This is a genomic window from Nocardioides sambongensis (assembly GCF_006494815.1).
GTDB lineage: Bacteria > Actinomycetota > Actinomycetes > Propionibacteriales > Nocardioidaceae > Nocardioides > Nocardioides sambongensis.
This window is the reverse complement of the sequence record NZ_CP041091.1, coordinates 2,414,204-2,429,964: the sequence shown is the minus strand read 5'-3', so window position 1 is coordinate 2,429,964 and position 15,761 is coordinate 2,414,204. Positions and strand designations below refer to the sequence as shown.

Annotated in this window: 12 protein-coding genes and 1 pseudogene; 11 read left to right on the top strand and 2 right to left on the bottom strand. The window is 72.3% G+C overall.

What is annotated here, in order from left to right; all coding sequences use genetic code 11:
* The first annotated feature begins 7 nt into the window (after positions 1–7).
* The gene (locus FIV43_RS11435; RefSeq protein WP_141014234.1) at positions 8–415 is read left to right on the top strand and encodes a pilus assembly protein TadG-related protein; all 408 of its coding nucleotides are present in this window, start codon (positions 8–10) and stop codon (positions 413–415) included.
* Positions 416–469: 54 nt separating this feature from the next.
* Here the strand turns inward: FIV43_RS11435 and FIV43_RS11430 are convergent, their stop codons facing one another.
* Positions 470–2,011: a glycoside hydrolase family 5 protein gene (locus tag FIV43_RS11430; RefSeq protein ID WP_181407461.1), complete on the bottom strand. Its 1,542-nt coding sequence runs from the start codon at positions 2,009–2,011 to the stop codon at positions 470–472.
* Positions 2,012–2,255: 244 nt separating this feature from the next.
* Between FIV43_RS11430 and FIV43_RS11425 the strand changes: the two genes are divergently transcribed.
* From FIV43_RS11425 to FIV43_RS11395, 7 genes and pseudogenes are all read left to right on the top strand, one after another.
* Positions 2,256–3,188 (top strand): HoxN/HupN/NixA family nickel/cobalt transporter, encoded by a 933-nt coding sequence (locus FIV43_RS11425; RefSeq protein ID WP_141014232.1) that lies wholly within the window; start codon positions 2,256–2,258, stop codon positions 3,186–3,188.
* Entirely contained in the window at positions 3,185–3,976 is a 792-nt protein-coding gene (locus FIV43_RS11420; protein ID WP_141014231.1) for a hypothetical protein, read from the top strand. The genes FIV43_RS11425 and FIV43_RS11420 overlap by 4 nt, the downstream gene beginning before the upstream one ends.
* Before the next feature lie 441 nt (positions 3,977–4,417).
* A pseudogene (locus tag FIV43_RS23815) lies at positions 4,418–4,609 on the top strand (hypothetical protein); the annotation flags it as partial.
* Positions 4,610–4,686: 77 nt separating this feature from the next.
* On the top strand, positions 4,687–8,511 hold the full coding sequence (locus FIV43_RS11410; protein ID WP_231123048.1) for an Ig-like domain repeat protein: 3,825 nt from the start codon (positions 4,687–4,689) through the stop codon (positions 8,509–8,511).
* Positions 8,512–8,615: 104 nt separating this feature from the next.
* Entirely contained in the window at positions 8,616–9,110 is a 495-nt protein-coding gene (locus tag FIV43_RS11405; RefSeq protein ID WP_141014228.1) for a CAP domain-containing protein, read from the top strand.
* 84 nt (positions 9,111–9,194) lie between these two features.
* Positions 9,195–10,310: a peptide chain release factor 2 gene (prfB, locus tag FIV43_RS11400; protein ID WP_141014227.1), complete on the top strand. Its 1,116-nt coding sequence runs from the start codon at positions 9,195–9,197 to the stop codon at positions 10,308–10,310.
* Between the two features lie 63 nt (positions 10,311–10,373).
* Entirely contained in the window at positions 10,374–11,753 is a 1,380-nt protein-coding gene (locus tag FIV43_RS11395; protein ID WP_141014226.1) for a M15 family metallopeptidase, read from the top strand.
* 64 nt (positions 11,754–11,817) lie between these two features.
* Here FIV43_RS11395 and FIV43_RS11390 read toward each other — a convergent pair whose 3' ends face one another.
* Positions 11,818–12,459, bottom strand: a complete 642-nt coding sequence (locus FIV43_RS11390) for a hypothetical protein (RefSeq protein WP_141014225.1) — start codon at positions 12,457–12,459, stop codon at positions 11,818–11,820.
* A gap of 130 nt (positions 12,460–12,589) precedes the next feature.
* Between FIV43_RS11390 and ftsE the strand changes: the two genes are divergently transcribed.
* The 3 genes from ftsE (at position 12,590) to FIV43_RS11375 (ending at position 15,679) form a co-directional block, all read left to right on the top strand.
* Positions 12,590–13,279: a cell division ATP-binding protein FtsE gene (ftsE, locus tag FIV43_RS11385; RefSeq protein ID WP_141014224.1), complete on the top strand. Its 690-nt coding sequence runs from the start codon at positions 12,590–12,592 to the stop codon at positions 13,277–13,279.
* 98 nt (positions 13,280–13,377) lie between these two features.
* Positions 13,378–14,313, top strand: coding sequence for a permease-like cell division protein FtsX (gene ftsX, locus FIV43_RS11380; protein WP_141014223.1), 936 nt, complete (start codon positions 13,378–13,380; stop codon positions 14,311–14,313).
* A 55-nt stretch (positions 14,314–14,368) separates the two neighbouring features.
* Positions 14,369–15,679, top strand: a complete 1,311-nt coding sequence (locus FIV43_RS11375) for a M23 family metallopeptidase (protein WP_141014222.1) — start codon at positions 14,369–14,371, stop codon at positions 15,677–15,679.
* The last annotated feature ends 82 nt before the right edge of the window (positions 15,680–15,761 follow it).

Below are 15,761 nucleotides of genomic sequence, written 5' to 3'. Positions count from 1 at the left end.
GTCGACGATGCCCCTGCTGATCTTCTTCGCCGCGATCGTGCTGCTCCTGGTGGTGGTCGTGGTCGACGCCGGGACGGCGTACCTGCGCCGGCAGGAGCTGGACGCGCTCGCCGACGGTGCCGCGCTGCGGGGCGCCGACCTCGCCGCGCAGGGGGCCGACGCCTATCGGCACGGGATCGGTGGCGAGGACCTCGACCTGTCGGTCGCGGCGGCCCGCCGCGCGGTGCGGGACTACCTGACGGAGGTGGGCGCGTTGCGCGACCACCCCGGACTGTCGGTGCAGGTGCGGGTCGCCGACGACGAGGTCGTCGTCGATCTCAGCGCGCCGGTCGACCTGCCCCTGACGATGCCCGGAGCGCCGGTGCGGCCGGTGGTGCGGGCGAGTGCGGCGGCCGTCGTGCGACCGGAGAGCTGAACGGAGAGCTGAATGGGGGTCGGGGTCCCGAGCGGCCCGGGACCCCGACCGCCATCAACGCCGGCTGATGGTGACGACGTACGTCGACCTCCGCTTCGGCCCGGTCTGCCAGGTGACGGTCCGGGTGCCCGTGCTGCTCGGCCCGGACACCCAGATGCGGAAGTTCTTCGCCGTCCTGCCGCGGTTGGTGATCCGGACCGCGACCCGGTCGGCGAAGCCGCCCGGGACCACGACCGAGGAGACCCGTGGCGAGCGCCGCGGGTCGACCCGCAGCCGGTAGCCGGCCGCCCCGAGGTGCTCGGAGACCCGGGTGCCGGCCAGCGCCAGCGGGTAGGGGCGCCAGGCCGCGGAGCGTCCGGGGTCGAGGTTGCCCTCCTCGTCGGAGAAGATGCAGTAGCCGCCGCCGTTCTCGGAGATGCAGCCGTACCAGATCGTCCAGCCCGAGGCGAAGCGCGAGAAGCTGGCCGCCTGCTGCTTCACCAGCTCGACGTTGCCCGGGTAGCCGTCGCGGGCGGCGATCGGGCCCCACTCGCCGACGATCACCGGCATGTCGTTCTTGCGCGGGTAGGCGGTGATGGCGCGCTCGTAGGTCTCCACGAAGCCGCTGTCGGTGTCCCAGTCGTCACCGTCCTCGACCGCGGTCGAGTAGGCGTGCGGGGCGTACCCGATCCGGTCGGCGCCCGGTCGTGGGTCGTCGAACGCCGGCAGCTGCGTCGGCAGGCCCTCGCCGACCAGCACGGTGGGCTCCACCCACAGCCACGACGTCGAGTCGACGGTGCGGATGCCGGCGATCACCCGGCGGTACATCGCGGCCAGCTCGCCGCGCTCGAAGGCCAGCGCCTTCACCGCGACCTGGGTGAGCGACGGATCCGCGAGGTCCTCGGGCTCGATGGTCCCGGCCATCGGCTCGTTGAACAGGTCGTAGCCCAGCAGTGCGGGCTCGCCGGCCAGGTGCTCGGCCAGGTAGGTCCAGGTGTTCACCTGGGCCTGCCGGAGGTCCTCGTCGTTCCACAGGTGGTCGAAGGCGGCCTGGACGGCGGGCTGGAAGTAGTTGTCGAACCAGTTGCCGGGCCACCGCTCGTAGGGCAGGTCGTCGTCGCGGGTGGCCCACGCGGGGATGCCGTCGAAGCCGAACGCCGGACCGAAGACGTCCTGGTGCCAGTCGACCATCACCAGCAGCCCGTGCTCGTCGGCCCAGCCCAGCACGTCGCGGATGTGCTGCAGGTACGTGGCGTCGTACTCGCCCTGGACGGGCTCGAGCTTGCGCCACTGGATCGGCAGGCGCAGCAGCGTGAAGCCGGCCGCGCCCATCCGGGCGACGTCGGCCTCGGTGATGTCGTCGAACTTGCCGAGGTTGGTGCCGCGCAGGTCCAGCGACCGCCCGGACCGGTCGGCGAGCAGGGTGTTGCCGGCACGGTCGGTCACCGTGCGCGTCGGGAACGTCGCCGTCGCGTGGGTCGCGCGGGGCGGCTCCGGCCGCTCCCGGGCCTGCGCCGCTCCGATCGGCGACAGTACGGCGACCGCAGCGGCCAGTGCCGCGATCGCGCCGGCCAGGCGGCGGGTGCGTCCGGGCTTCCTCGTGGGGGTCGTGCTCACAGTGCTTCCTCCCTCGCCCGGGCATCCGGGCTCCTGCGCCGTCGTCGGCGCCCCGTTGCAGCGGCGCTGCAATCCTCCGGGGGCGTTGTACCACCGATCGACCCCCGCGCGCGGCAACTGTTCACCTGCGGGTCCCCGACGGTCCACGTGCGGGTCGGGCGCCGGTGGGCCGTGCTCAGCAGGGTGAGGTCCGCGGTCGTCGCCCCGGGGTGAGGAGCCGCTCCGACCGTCGACCCGAAAGTCCGTGCTGTTGCCTGCCCTCGCGCCCCCGACCATTCCCGCGTTCATCCCGACCTCGTTCGAGTTCTCGTTCGCGACGGCGCTGGGCGACCGGCTCGTCGGACTGGTCACCGCCCCGGGGTTCGTCCCGGTCGCCTTCCTGATCGCCTTCGCCGCCGGCGCCGCTCACGCGATCGGCCCCGGCCACGGCAAGAGCCTCGCCGCCGCCTACCTGATCGGCTCCGAGGGGCGTGTCCGCGACGCGGCCTGGATGGGCGGCAGCGTCGCACTGATGCACACCACGTCGGTGCTGGTGGTGGCGGTGGCGTGGACCTTCTTCTCCCTCTCCGAGCTGGTCCGCCTGGAGCAGCTCACCGGCACCCTCCAGCTCGTCGGCGGACTCATCGTGGTCGCGGTCGGCGCCGTGCTGCTGCGACGCGCAGCCCGCGGAGGCCACGGCCACGGCCATGGGCACGGCCACGGCCATGGGCACGGGCACGGCCACGGGCACGGCCACGGCCACGGACACGGCCACGGGCACGGACACGGCCACGGAGGCAGCGGCACCGTGGCGACCCTGGAGCGCACCGAGGTCGCGCCGGTGGCCGAGACAGACCCGGCGCCACGTCGTACCCGTCCCGGTGTGGTGCTGCTCGGGATCTCCGGTGGACTCGTCCCGTCGCCGACCGCGTTCCTGGTGCTGGTCACCGGGCTGTTCAGCGGCCGCTCGGGCTTCGCGCTGGCCCTGGTGATCACCTTCGGTCTCGGCCTGGCGACGGTGCTCTTCGGCGTGGGGATGCTCGCCCTCGGCGGTCGCAACGTGGTCGCCCGCGCCGCGGAGTCCCGACGTGCGCTGATGATCGCGACCCGCGTCGGTCCCGCGCTGGCCGCGGTGACGATCACCCTGATCGGCGTCACGATCACCGTCGGCGCCGCGTCCGGCCTGGTCGCCGGATGAGCGCCCGACTCGTGCGCCGGGCGCTCACCCTGCTCGGCGCAGTGATGGTGCTGACCGCGCTGCTCGGCGTCGCTGCGCCGATCGCCACCGCGGGGACCGGCGTCGCCGCCCACCCGTTCGGCAACCCGCAGACCGTCGAGGTCGGACGCAGCGGTGGGACGGTCCAGGTGGTGTGGCGGGTGGGCATGGCCGACGACCTCACCCTGCTCGGCATCTCCCTCGGCGTGCTGCCCGAGGACCGGGTGATGCTCGACGGGGCGATCACCTACGAGGACGGCGACGCGGCGGCCGTCGCGGACTCCGACGAGCTGCACGGCTACCTGGTGGACCGGATCCGTGTCGTCGCGGACGGGGTCGCCTGCCCCGGCGAGGTGGTCGCGGTCGGCGACCTGATCACCGACGGTGCCACCCTGCAGTTCAGCTGTGCGCCCGCGCCGACCGAGGCCGATGTCGAGGTCACCACCCTGCTCGACCTGCACGAGGCCTACCGCACCCTTGCCAGCGGCCCGGCCGGCCAGCGCGCCGTCTACGGGTCCGACGCGACCAGCCACTCCTGGCAGCTGCCGGAGGGCAGCGCGGTGCTCGCCGCGGCCACCGCCCCGGACGCCACCGCCCCGGACGGCGCCGGCGCCGCCGACTCCGACTCCGGCTCGAGCGCCACGGACGGGCCCGGGCTCGGCCGCAGCGCCGTACTCCAGATCGGCGCCGTCCTCGGCGTCCTCCTCGTCCTGCTCCTCGCCGGCGCCCTCTGGCTCCGGCGGCACCACACCGCACCCTCCCACCACTGAAGGAGAACCAGTCGTGACCTCACGACACGTCCGTTCCGACCACGCCCCAAGCCGCAGCGCGTGGCGCCGTACGGCGTTCGCCGGTCTGAGCGCGAGCCTGGCGGCCGCACTCAGTGCCGGTGGCCTGCTCGCGGCCCCCAGCACGGCGGCACCCGCCGCTCCGGTGGCCGCGCCCGCGGCCGCCGCCGTCCCGGCGGCCGACCTGCTCGACGCCGACTTCCAGGGCGGTACGGCGACCGACCGTGCCCAGGGCCTGGCACCGACCGAGTGGGGGACGCCGACCTACGCCTCCGACCCCGACCACGGTGAGACCCTCCGGGTCACCGCGGACGGCGCCGACCCGCAGCTGGCCGATGACGCGGTCTCCTTCGACTGGGCCGGCCAGTGGGCGGGATCACCGACGGCTTCGCGGTCGAGTGCGTCTTCCGGGTCGACACCACCATGCCGATCGGCTCCGAGAAGGACCTGTGCTCCTCCAAGGAGGGCGGCGGCCTCTCGATCTACGTCAGCGGCGGCAACCTCGGCACGATGGCGCACATCGGTGGGGGCTACAAGTCCGTGCTCAGCCCGGTCGAGGGCAACACCTGGTACCACGCGGTCTCCGTCTGGGACGGCGCGAGCCTGACCCTCTACGTGAACGGAGCCCCGGTCGGCACCACGGCCGCGAGTGGGGCCTTCCTGGCCCGCCCAACGCGGCCGCCCACCGGTTCGTGGTCGGCGGCGACGCCTCCCCGAGCGGGGTCGGGCAGTGGGCGCCGCCGGCGTCCTTCGCCGGTGCCCGCGTCTGGTCGTCGCCGCTCAGCGCGGCGGAGGTCTCCGACGCCGCCGCCGAGTACGGCTTCGCGGTCACCGTGCCGGACGCCGACATCCTCGACGTCGACTTCGCCGACGGCACCGCGACCGACCACGCCCAGGGTCTGACCATGAAGACCTGGGGGACGCCGGTGATCGAGGAGGACACCGCCCTGGGACGTCAGGTCGGCGTCTTCGACGGCGTGGACGACGCCTACGGCTACGCGTTCTACGAGCAGTGGGACGCCCTCGCGGACGGGTACACGATCGAGTGCACCTTCAAGTTCGACGGTGAGCTCCCGGCCGGTCAGGAGGAGGACCTCTGCTCCTCCAAGGAGGCCGGCGGCACCACCATCGCCATCTACGGCGACCAGCTCACCTTCAACCCCCACACCGGCGGCTCCTACCGCGGCACGGGGGCCACGATGCAGGCGGGTCGCTGGTACCACGCGATCGGCGTCTGGGACGGCGCGAACGCGCACCTCTACCTGAACGGCCTGCTGCAGAAGACGACGACGGCGCCCGGCCCGCTGGGCAAGCCGAGCAGCACCGCCACCCAGTGGGTCCTCGGCGCCGACGCGGCCAACAACGCCAACGCGCAGTTCTTCGCGCCGGCCACGATCGCGGCCTCCCGGGTCTACTCCCGGGCGCTGGACTCCGCTCAGGTCGGGGCCCGGTACGCCGCCGAGCTCGGCGACGTGCCCGGCGCCCAGGTCGCGCTGACCTCCACCACGCCGGCCGACGGCGATCACCTGACCGAGCCGACCACCTTCGAGGTCGAGGTGACCAACCCCGACCACGCGACCGGGTGGACCTATCGCCTCGACGGCGAGGAGATCGCGCCGGGCGACGAGATCGGCCCCGGCATGAGCGCCGGCGACCACCGCATCGAGATCTCCGCGACCGGGGTCTTCGGCGAGCCCTACTCCTGGACCGTTCCGTTCACCTCCTCCGCGATCCCGACCGGCGGCGGCACCGACAACGGCCAGGGCAACGGCACGGTGTCGCTCTCCGCGATCGCCGACAGCCCGGACGGCTCGGAGGTCACCACCACCTTCCGTGAGGCCGAGGCCACCGTGGCCGGCGACGGGTACCAGGGCGTGGTCACCGCACTGCCGACCACCCTGGAGTTCGACTACTCCGAGCAGGCCGACGTCGCGGGCGAGCAGGTGGCCGACGGCGAGACCAGCGAGACCGTCTCCACCCGGCACATCCCGTTCCAGCGCTACGACGTCGAGGTGAGCGGGGCGGTCTCCGGCCAGCGTGCCGTGTGGAGCGGCGTGGCCGACCCCGAGCGGGCCGTCCAGCTCTACGCCTGGGACGCCGCGGCGGCCGGCTGGGTCGAGATCGCGGAGTCCCGCGGCACCGACACCGGCGACACCGTGGTCAGCGGCCGGATCCGTCCGGCCCTGGTCGACGACGGCACCGTCCACCTGATGGTGACCGGGATCGACCCGTTCGCCGACGACCTCTCGCCGCGCGACGAGTCGGCGCAGCAGGACAAGGACTCCTTCGAGGACCCCTCCGACTACGACTTCTCACTCGCGCACTTCACCGACACGCAGTACCTCGCCGAGGGCGCTGCCGGCGGCACGTACAACGACTTCGACGGCAACGAGGAGTCCAGCGACGTGATGCACGAGATCGAGCAGGAGGTCTGGGCCTCGGCGTACGAGGCATCCACCCAGTGGATCGCGGACAACGCCCAGGACCGCAAGATCGCCTACACCGCGCACACCGGTGACGTGATCGAGAACGACTACAACGACCCGCTGGCCGTCGACGGCGTCGGCAACCTGCGCTGGCCCGGGCTGGACGAGCAGGTCACCGCCGAGTTCGACTTCACCTCCGCCGCCCAGGAGACCCTGGACGACGCGGGGGTGGTCAACCAGGTGATCGCCGGCAACCACGACAACCAGCTCGGCAACGAGACCGGACCGGAGTCGCGGTTCAACCAGTGGTACGGCCCCCAGCGGTACTACCAGGCCTCCCAGGCCTGGCCGGACGGCGCGTCCTACCACGCCTACGACGAGGTCACCGACGACAGCGGCGCCGTCGTCACCGAGGGCCGGGACAACCAGAACAACTACATCCTGTTCTCCGCCGGTGGCCTGGACTTCGTCGCCGTGGGCCTCTCCTACGGCGTCACCCAGGAGGAGGCCGACTGGGCGAGCAGCGTGTTCGAGCGGTACGACGACCGCAATGGCATCCTGCTCACGCACGCCTACCTGGCGCCGTCCTCGGCGGCCGACGGTCGCGGTGCGGCGTTCTCCGCGGACGGCAACCGGCTCTTCGACGAGGTGGTCACCGACAACCCCAACGTGTTCCTGGTGCTGGCCGGCCACGAGCACGGCGTCGGCACCAACGTGAAGTCCGACGTGGGCGTCACGGTGCAGCACGGTGTCGTCGAGCTGCTCGCCGACTACCAGTTCTACACGGTCGCGGCCGGTGAGCTGTGGCCCGACAGGGTGGTCAACGGGCAGATCGACCTGGACGGCGACGGGGTCGCCGACCACGCCGCCGGCGACCAGCTCCAGTTCGGTGCCAGCTTCTTGCGGCTGCTGCAGTTCGACGTGGCGAAGTCGCAGGTCAGCATCGACACCTACTCGCCCTTCTTCGACAACTTCGGAGCCACCGAGTACGACAACCGGGGACGCTACAACGGAGCCGAGGACAACCTCGTCCTTCCCGTCGATCTGGAGACCCGCACCACCTCGTTCGAGACCGATGCGCTCACCGTGGTCACGCCCACCGAGACCGTGATCGGCGAGGACACGGCGCGGTCGGGGTGGCCGGCCACCGTCGAGTGGACCGGGCTGGACGAGGGTGAGACCTACGCGTGGGTGGCCGACAGCCGCACCGCGGACGGTGAGGTCGTCCGGGGCCTGCGGCAGTTCGGCGGCGTCTTCGTCGCCACCGCCGCGGGCACCGACGTCACCGCGCCGGAGCTGACCCTGCCCGCCGACGGCGAGGTCGAGGTCGGCGTCGCGTTCGACCCGATGGCCGGCGTCAGCGCCACCGACGACACCGACGGCGACGTGACCGACGCGGTGGAGGTGGTCGGCCTGGTCGACACGGCCCGGACCGGCAGCTACGGCCTGACCTACCTGGTGGAGGACACCAACGGCAACCAGACCGTGGCCACCCGGGTGGTCCGGGTGGTGGAGGCCGTCGAGCCGGACCTGACTCCGGCCACGGTCACCGCGCGCAACGTCAAGGCGGCCTTCGGCGAGGACCTCACCCTCACCGCGGAGGTCGACCCGGCGGCGGCGACCGGCACGGTGGAGTTCCTCAACGGCGAGGACGCCCTGTGCACCGCGACCATCGAGGACGGCGTGGCCAGCTGCCAGGTCGGCGTGATGCCGGCGCCAGGCCAGTACGTCCTCTCGGTGCTCTACTCCGGCGACGACGCGCACGAGGCGGCGCAGAAGAACGTCGTGCTGACCATCACCGAGAGGGCCAAGGCCGACGCCCGGCTGAACGCCAAGGCCCAGCCGGGCACGGTCCGGGCGGGCAAGCCGGTCCGCCTGGTCGCCACCGTCGACCGGCAGGCCAGCGGCAAGGTCACCTTCACCAGCAACGGCAAGCGGCTGTGCGTGGCGACGGTCCGCAAGGGGCGCGCCACCTGCACCGTCGGCCCGCGCCTGAAGGCCGGCAGCTACCGCGTGGTCGCCAGCTACGCCGGTGACCGCGACTTCCGCTCCGACCGGGACGTCTTCCGGTTCCGCAAGCTGAAGCGCTGACCGGGTCCTCGTACCCATCCCGGACCCGGGACGTTCGCACGAGAACGTCCCGGGTCCGGTGCTTTCCATGGACCCCGACGATCGGGCGTGACTAGCGTCGAACGATGACCGACGTCTACCACCTGCACCGGGCTCTGCTGGTACTCGTCGTCGCCCTCGCTCTGGGGTGGGCACTGCCCGCCCCGGCCACCGGGGTGACGCCGGACGGGCGAGGGGAGGTGCAACGGACCACCACCGCGTCGTACGTCACCGGGACCGTGGCCCACACCAACCGCCGCCGGGTCGCGCACGAGCGGCGCCAGGTGCGGGTGCACCGGTGCCTGACCCGGATGGCGCGGAAGCAGGCGCGGCGGATGGCTGCCCAGGAGCGGATGTTCCACCAGGAAATGGGCGCGGTGCTGCGCCGCTGCGACCTGAGCCGGGTGGGGGAGAACGTCGCCTACGGCTATCCGACGGGAAAGTCGGTGGTGAAGGCCTGGATGCACTCGCCGGGGCACCGCCGCAACATCCTGGACGGCCGTTTCCGGCTGATCGGTGTCGGCGCGGCGCGGTCCGACGACGGCGTCTGGTACGCCGCACAGGTCTTCGGACGCGGCTGAGCCTGACCCGCGCCGAGCCGGGGAGCCCACCCCGCACGCTCGTGTTTCGCCACGCCGCCCCGGCGACCCGTAGGGTGGCTCCTTGTGGCAGGCCCCGACTTCGACGCCGAGATCAAGCAGCTGACTGCGACGATGCGCACCATCGAGCAGGTCCTCGACCTGACCAAGATGGAGTCCGACATCGCCGACCTCGAGCAGCAGGTCGCCGCGCCCGATCTCTGGGACGACCAGGCCAACGCCACCAGGGTCACCGGCCGTCTCTCCGCCCTGCAGGGGCAGCTGGAGCGGTTCAACAACCTGCGCGGCCGGATCGACGACCTCGAGGTGCTCGCCGAGCTGGCGGCCGAGGAGGCCGACGCCGACACCCTCGCCGAGGCCGAGAACGAGCTGACCAAGGTGAAGAAGGACGTCGAGGCGCTCGAGGTCCGCACCCTGCTCTCCGGGGAGTACGACGAGCGCGAGGCCATCGTCACCATCCGCTCCGGCGCCGGCGGGGTGGACGCCGCCGACTTCGCCGAGATGCTGATGCGGATGTACACCCGCTGGGCCGAGCGCAACAAGTACCCCGTCGAGGTCTTCGACGTCTCCTACGCCGAGGAGGCCGGCATCAAGTCGGCCGAGTTCGCCATCCACGCGCCCTACGCCTACGGCACCCTCTCCGTCGAGGTCGGCACCCACCGGCTGGTCCGAATCAGCCCGTTCGACAACCAGGGCCGGCGCCAGACCTCGTTCGCCGCGGTCGAGGTCGTTCCGCAGCTGGAGCAGACCGACGAGATCGAGGTCGACGAGAACGAGATCCGCACCGACGTGTTCCGCTCCGGCGGTCCCGGCGGGCAGTCGGTCAACACCACCGACTCCGCCGTGCGGCTGACCCACATCCCGACCGGCATCGTGGTCTCCTGCCAGAACGAGAAGTCCCAGCTGCAGAACAAGGCGGCGGCGATGATCGTGCTCAAGGCCAAGCTGCTGGCCAAGAAGAAGGCCGAGGAGGCCGCGCTCAAGAAGGACCTGAAGGGCGACGTGGCCGCGAGCTGGGGCGACCAGATGCGCAACTACGTGCTGAACCCCTACCAGATCGTCAAGGACCTGCGCACCGGCTACGAGACCGGCAACCCGCAGCCCGTCTTCGACGGCGAGATCGACGACTTCCTCGAGGCCGGCATCCGCTGGCGCCGCGGCGCCGAGCAGCCCGCCGACTGACGCTCACGGGCCGCTCCCGCGCCGCTGCCGCAGCAGTGGCGGGCGCAGACGTAGGGTGCCCGGGTGGTCGGATCGCGTCTTCTCGGGCTCTGCACACTCCTCCTCGCCGTCGCCGCGGCTGCCGCCGTCGCGCCACCGCCGGTCCAGGCCGCGGAGCGGACCGGGCTGACCGCCGACTCGCCGCCGGCGCGGGTGCAGCAGGTGGTCGAGGTGACCTTCACCCTCGACGCCGGCACCGGACCGTTGGCCGGCGCGACGCTCGGCATCGAGCGCCGGGTGGGCGGTGAGTGGCGCCCGCTGGCCGACCGGGTCACCGACGAGGACGGCGTCGCCGCGGTCGAGATCTCCCAGCACCGGCGCCCGGCCGACAACGTGGTGCGGGCCCGCTACGCCGGCGACGAGATCCACGACCCCGCCGTGGCGACCCACCGGGTGCGGCTGCTGCGCCGCACCGGCCGGGTGACGCTGAGCGGCCCGACGAGCTTCGTCGACGAGACCACCACGCCCCTCACCGCGCGGTGGCGAGGCGGACGCATCCCGGTGCAGCGAGGACGGGTCGAGCTGCAGCGCAAGGACGGTCGCAGGTGGGTCACCGCCCGCCGCGGGCGCACCGACGCCCGTGGTCGGGTCTCCTTCACCGTCTCTCCGCGCACCGACACCCGGTGGCGGGTGGTGGCCCGGCGGCTCGCCTGGGTCACCGGGGACCGGAGCCCCGTGCACGCGCTGGACAACCTGCCGCCGGGGACCCCCGTCCGCCTCCCCGCGGCTGCACCGCGGCCGCGCCCCCTACCGGCCCAGGCCCACGCCGTCGGGTCCGGACCGAACGCACGGATCACGACCGTCCCCGACCGGGTCTGGCGTCAGATGACCGGCCGCAGCTGGCACGCAGGCTGCCCCGTCGGGCGCGGCGGCCTGCGGCTGCTCCGGATCAACTACTGGGACTACGACGGCTACCGGCGCCGGGGCGAGCTCGTCGCCGCCTCCGGTGCGATCGGGAAGATGGCCGGCGCGATCGCCGCGATGTACCGGCGCAAGCTCCCGATCCGCTCGATGTACCGGGTGGACCGGTTCGGATGGTCCTCCCGCCTGCACGGGGCCGACGACTACCGGTCGATGGCGACCGGCAACACCTCGGCGTTCAACTGCCGCGACGTGGTCGGCCGACCGGGAGTCCGCTCCCCGCACTCCTACGGGCGGGCGCTGGACATCAATCCCTGGGAGAACCCCTACACCTCGCCGCAGGGCGTCTACCCCAACCGCTGGTGGAAGAGCCGTTCGCACCCGCGGGTGGCCTGGCGGTCCCGGGACCACGCGGTGGTGCGGATCATGACGGCCAACGCCATGGCCTGGACCTACGGCGCCAGCGACCTGCACCACTTCGACGCCCGGGTGAGCGGGCGGGTCGTGGCGATCCCGGGCTGCGGCGAGACCGTCTGCCACTGAGCGTGGGGGCGGGCGCTGCCACCCGGGGCCTGCGCTGTTCACTGCAGGTGCTGGCGCGCTCGGCTCAGGGCGCAGGGGCGGTGGCCGTCGCCGCCCGGGCCACGGCGACGCACCAGCGCCCCGCCCGATCGACCAGGTCCTCCTCGTCCAGCCCCTCGCCGGAGCCCAGCTGACAGGTCAGCCAGGCGTCGCCGAAGAGGCCGCGGAAACTCACCGTCGGCCGCTTGCCGGTGCAGGAGAGCGCGACCGACGGGTCGCCGTACGACGGAGTGTCGGCCAGCCGGGTGCAGCCCTCGTCCGGGGTGGAGCGGACCAGCTCGCGGGCGCGCTGCTCGGTCACCGGGGGCGCGAAGAGCCAGGCGGCGGCGTTGCCGCGGCCGCCGCGGAAGGAGCAGCCGAACTCGTGCATCACGTCGCGCCCGCCGGCGACCGTGGCCTTCTCGCCGTTGCCGTAGTCGCGGGCGACCACCTCGGCGTCCCCGTCGTCGGTGATGCCGAGCGCCGCGTCGACGGCCTCCGTGGGCAGCCGGTCGCAGAACGCGGAGCGCGCCAGCGCCACGGTGGAGGTGTCGTAGTCGGCCAGCGGCGTCCCGGTGTACGGCGGCACCGGGGCCTCCTCGGGCGGGCCGGCCACGAGCACGCCCACCGTCACCGGCGCCACGGTCAGCAGCACGGCGAGCAGCAGCGCGCGCAGGACGGTCGGCACACGTGCACTGTAGTGGGGGTGGCACACCCGTCCGGGTGGGCCGCCGGCGCAGGGTGATCCGCGCCACCCGCCCACCCGCCGCGCCCGCAGATTTCCGGTCCCGCTGGTCTCGTCGCGTACCGTCCGGAGGGTGATTCGCTTCGAGAAGGTCACCAAGAAGTACCCGGGCCCCGGCAACCCTGCCCTGGACCAGGTGACGCTGGACATCGACAAGGGCGAGTTCGTCTACCTCGTCGGGACCTCCGGTTCCGGCAAGTCGACCGCTCTGCGACTGGTGCTGCGCGAGCTGCGCCCGACCGCCGGTCGGGTCTACGTCGCGGGCAAGGAGATCAACCGGATGGCCGGGTGGAAGGTGCCCCGGCTGCGGCGCCAGGTGGGCACCGTGTTCCAGGACTTCCGGCTGCTGCCGAACAAGACCGTGGCCGAGAACGTCGCCTTCGCGCTCCAGGTGATCGGCCGGTCGAAGCGGGAGATCACCCGCACCGTGCCCGAGACGCTCGAGCTGGTCGGCCTCAAGGACAAGTCCGAGCGGATGCCCGACGAGCTCTCCGGCGGTGAGCAGCAGCGGGTCGCGGTGGCCCGCGCGTTCGTCAACAGGCCGATGATCCTGATCGCCGACGAGCCCACCGGCAACCTCGACCCGAGCACCTCGGTCGGGATCATGAAGCTGCTCGACGACATCAACGCCACCGGCACGACCGTGGTGATGGCGACCCACGACCACGGCATCGTCGACCAGTTCCGCAAGCGCGTCATCGAGCTCGAGCACGGCCGCGTCGTGCGCGACGAGGCGGCCGGCAGCTACGGCTTCCAGCACTGAGCCGGGTCCAGCACCGAGTCCAGCCCTGAGTCGGCTCCCGCACTGAGCCAGGCCTCCGCGCCCGCTCCTCGCCACCTCCCAGGAGAGTTTCCACACCCATGCAGCTGCGCTACGTCTTCTCCGAGCTCCGCACCGGCCTGCGTCGCAACCTCACGATGCATCTGGCGGTCATCCTCACCCTCTTCGTCTCGTTGACCCTGGCCGGCTGCGGCATCCTGCTGCAGCGCCAGGCGGACAAGACCTCGGAGACCCTCGGCAACGAGCTCCAGATCCTGGTGAACCTGTGCACCGTCGACGACCCGTCCGGTGCGCCGCAGTGCGCCGGGGGAGAGGTCACCGACCAGCAGCGGGAGCGGATCGAGGAGGAGATCGAGGCCAGCCCCGAGGTCGCCTCGTACGATTTCCAGACCAAGGAGGAGGGCTACGAGGACGCCAAGGAGATCCTCCCCGAAGAGGTCTTCGAAGGCTCCGACCCCGTGGTCACGGTCGAGGACTGGCCCTCGGCGTACTGGGTCACCCTGAAGCAGCCGGCCGAGGCCGACGGCGTGATCAGCGCGGTCGAGGGCCTGGACGGTGTCGCCTCGATCAAGGACCAGCGCGAGGCGCTGGGACAGATCTTCGGCATCATGACCGCCCTGAAGTACGGCTCGTGGATCGGCGCGGGCTTCCTGCTGCTCGCGGCGCTGCTGCTCGTCGCGAACACCATCCGCCTGGCCGCGATGGCCCGCCGGCGGGAGATCGGCATCATGCGGCTGGTGGGTGCCTCGACGCTCTACATCGCCCTGCCGTTCCTGCTCGAGGCCCTGGTCACCGCCGTGATCGGCGTGGCGCTGGCGGCCGGGGCGCTGGCCGCGTTCCAGTACTTCGCGATCCAGACCGGGATGGCCGAGGTGGTCACCTTCCTGCCCTGGATCGACTGGACCGACTGGGTGCAGGCGGTCTTCGGACTGGTTCCCCCGGGCATCGCCCTGCTGGGTCCCGCGCTGACGCTGATCCCGACACTCCTGCTGACCCGGAAATACATCAAAGTCTGATCCGCGGCGGATACGGTCGACGGGTTCTCTTCCCCGAACACTGAAGGTCAGATTCGTGCGCTTCTTCCCCAGCGCTCGACGGCTGCCCGCCAGCCGTCCGTGCCCGTCGACCCCGCCGACCCGCAGCCACCGCTCCCGGTGGCTGGTCGCCTGGTCGCTGTCCACCCTCGCCGTCGCCGCGCTGATGGTGCCGGTGGCCCGAGCCGACGACACCGACAAGCTCGAGGACCAGCAGAGGAAGGTCCAGGGTCAGATCGACAAGGCCCACGACCACCTCGACGAGTCCAGCAAGCGGCTCACCCGTCTGAACGGGAAGCTCAGCGACGCGCGCGGCAACCTCAGCTCCGCCCGCACCCGACTCGAGCGGGTGCGCGGCGACCTGACCGCCGCCAAGAAGGTCAGCGCTCAGCTCCAGCGGAAGCTGGAGCGGGCCGAGCAGCGGTTCGACACGGCGGTCGCCGAGCTCAAGGCCGCTCGTCTCGAGGTCGCCGCGCAGCGTGAGGCCACCCGGGGCACGGTGATCGGCATCGCCACGGGCGGCAACCCCGAGCTGCAGATGGTGAGCTCCTACCTCGAGTCCGGCTCGGTCGCCGAGATCATGATCAACGAGACCGGCAACGGCGTCGTGGTCGGTCGCGAGCAGCAGGCCCTGGACGCCCTGGTGGCGGCCGAGGAGGCGTTGGAGGAGCACCGCGACGAGGTCAAGAAGGCGCGCAACGCCGTTGCGTCGTCGAAAAAGGCCGCCGACGAGAACCTCGCCGACATCAAGGTGCTGGCCACCCAGGCCGCCGACACCCGCAACCGGATCGCGGGCCTCGTCGTCAGCACCCGCAAGACCCGCGCCGCCGCGGTCCGCGCCAAGGCCGCCGACAAGGCGGCGCTGGAGCGGCTGGAGGCCCGCGAGCAGCGGATCAAGCAGCAGATCCTCAACGCGTCCCGCAGCCAGTCCGGCAGCTACAGCGGTGACACCGGCGGGCTGCTGCACCTGCCGTCCAGCGGCCCGGTCACCTCGCCGTACGGCTACCGGACGCACCCGATCTACGGCTACTACAGCCTGCACAACGGCACCGACTTCGGCGCGCCCTGCGGGTCGCAGCTGTGGGCCGGGGCCGCCGGCACCGTGATCAACACCTACTACGACGAGGTCTACGGCAACCGGCTCTATCTGGCCATCGGCCGGGTCAACGGCGCGGTGATCACGCTGGTCTACAACCACCTCAGCAGCTATGCGGTCGGTCAGGGGGCGCGGGTGAGCCGCGGCCAGGTCGTCGGGTACGCCGGCACCACCGGCTGGTCCACCGGCTGCCACCTGCACTTCACGGTGCTGCGCAACGGCGAGCCCGTCGACCCGATGGGCTATCTCTGACGCTCCTCGCCCGGGCGTCCCCACGAACGGCCGGCCACCCGCATGATCGGTGCGGGTGAGCCGGCCACCAATCCGGTTGACC

Bases quoted from the DNA above. Each gene is read 5' to 3' on its own strand.
- FIV43_RS11405 (WP_141014228.1), top strand. From the start codon at position 8,616: ATGACCGACGTCTACCACCTGCACCGGGCTCTGCTGGTACTCGTCGTC.
- FIV43_RS11435 (WP_141014234.1), top strand. From the start codon at position 8: ATGCCCCTGCTGATCTTCTTCGCCGCGATCGTGCTGCTCCTGGTGGTG.
- ftsX (WP_141014223.1), top strand. From the start codon at position 13,378: ATGCAGCTGCGCTACGTCTTCTCCGAGCTCCGCACCGGCCTGCGTCGC.
- FIV43_RS11420 (WP_141014231.1), top strand. From the start codon at position 3,185: ATGAGCGCCCGACTCGTGCGCCGGGCGCTCACCCTGCTCGGCGCAGTG.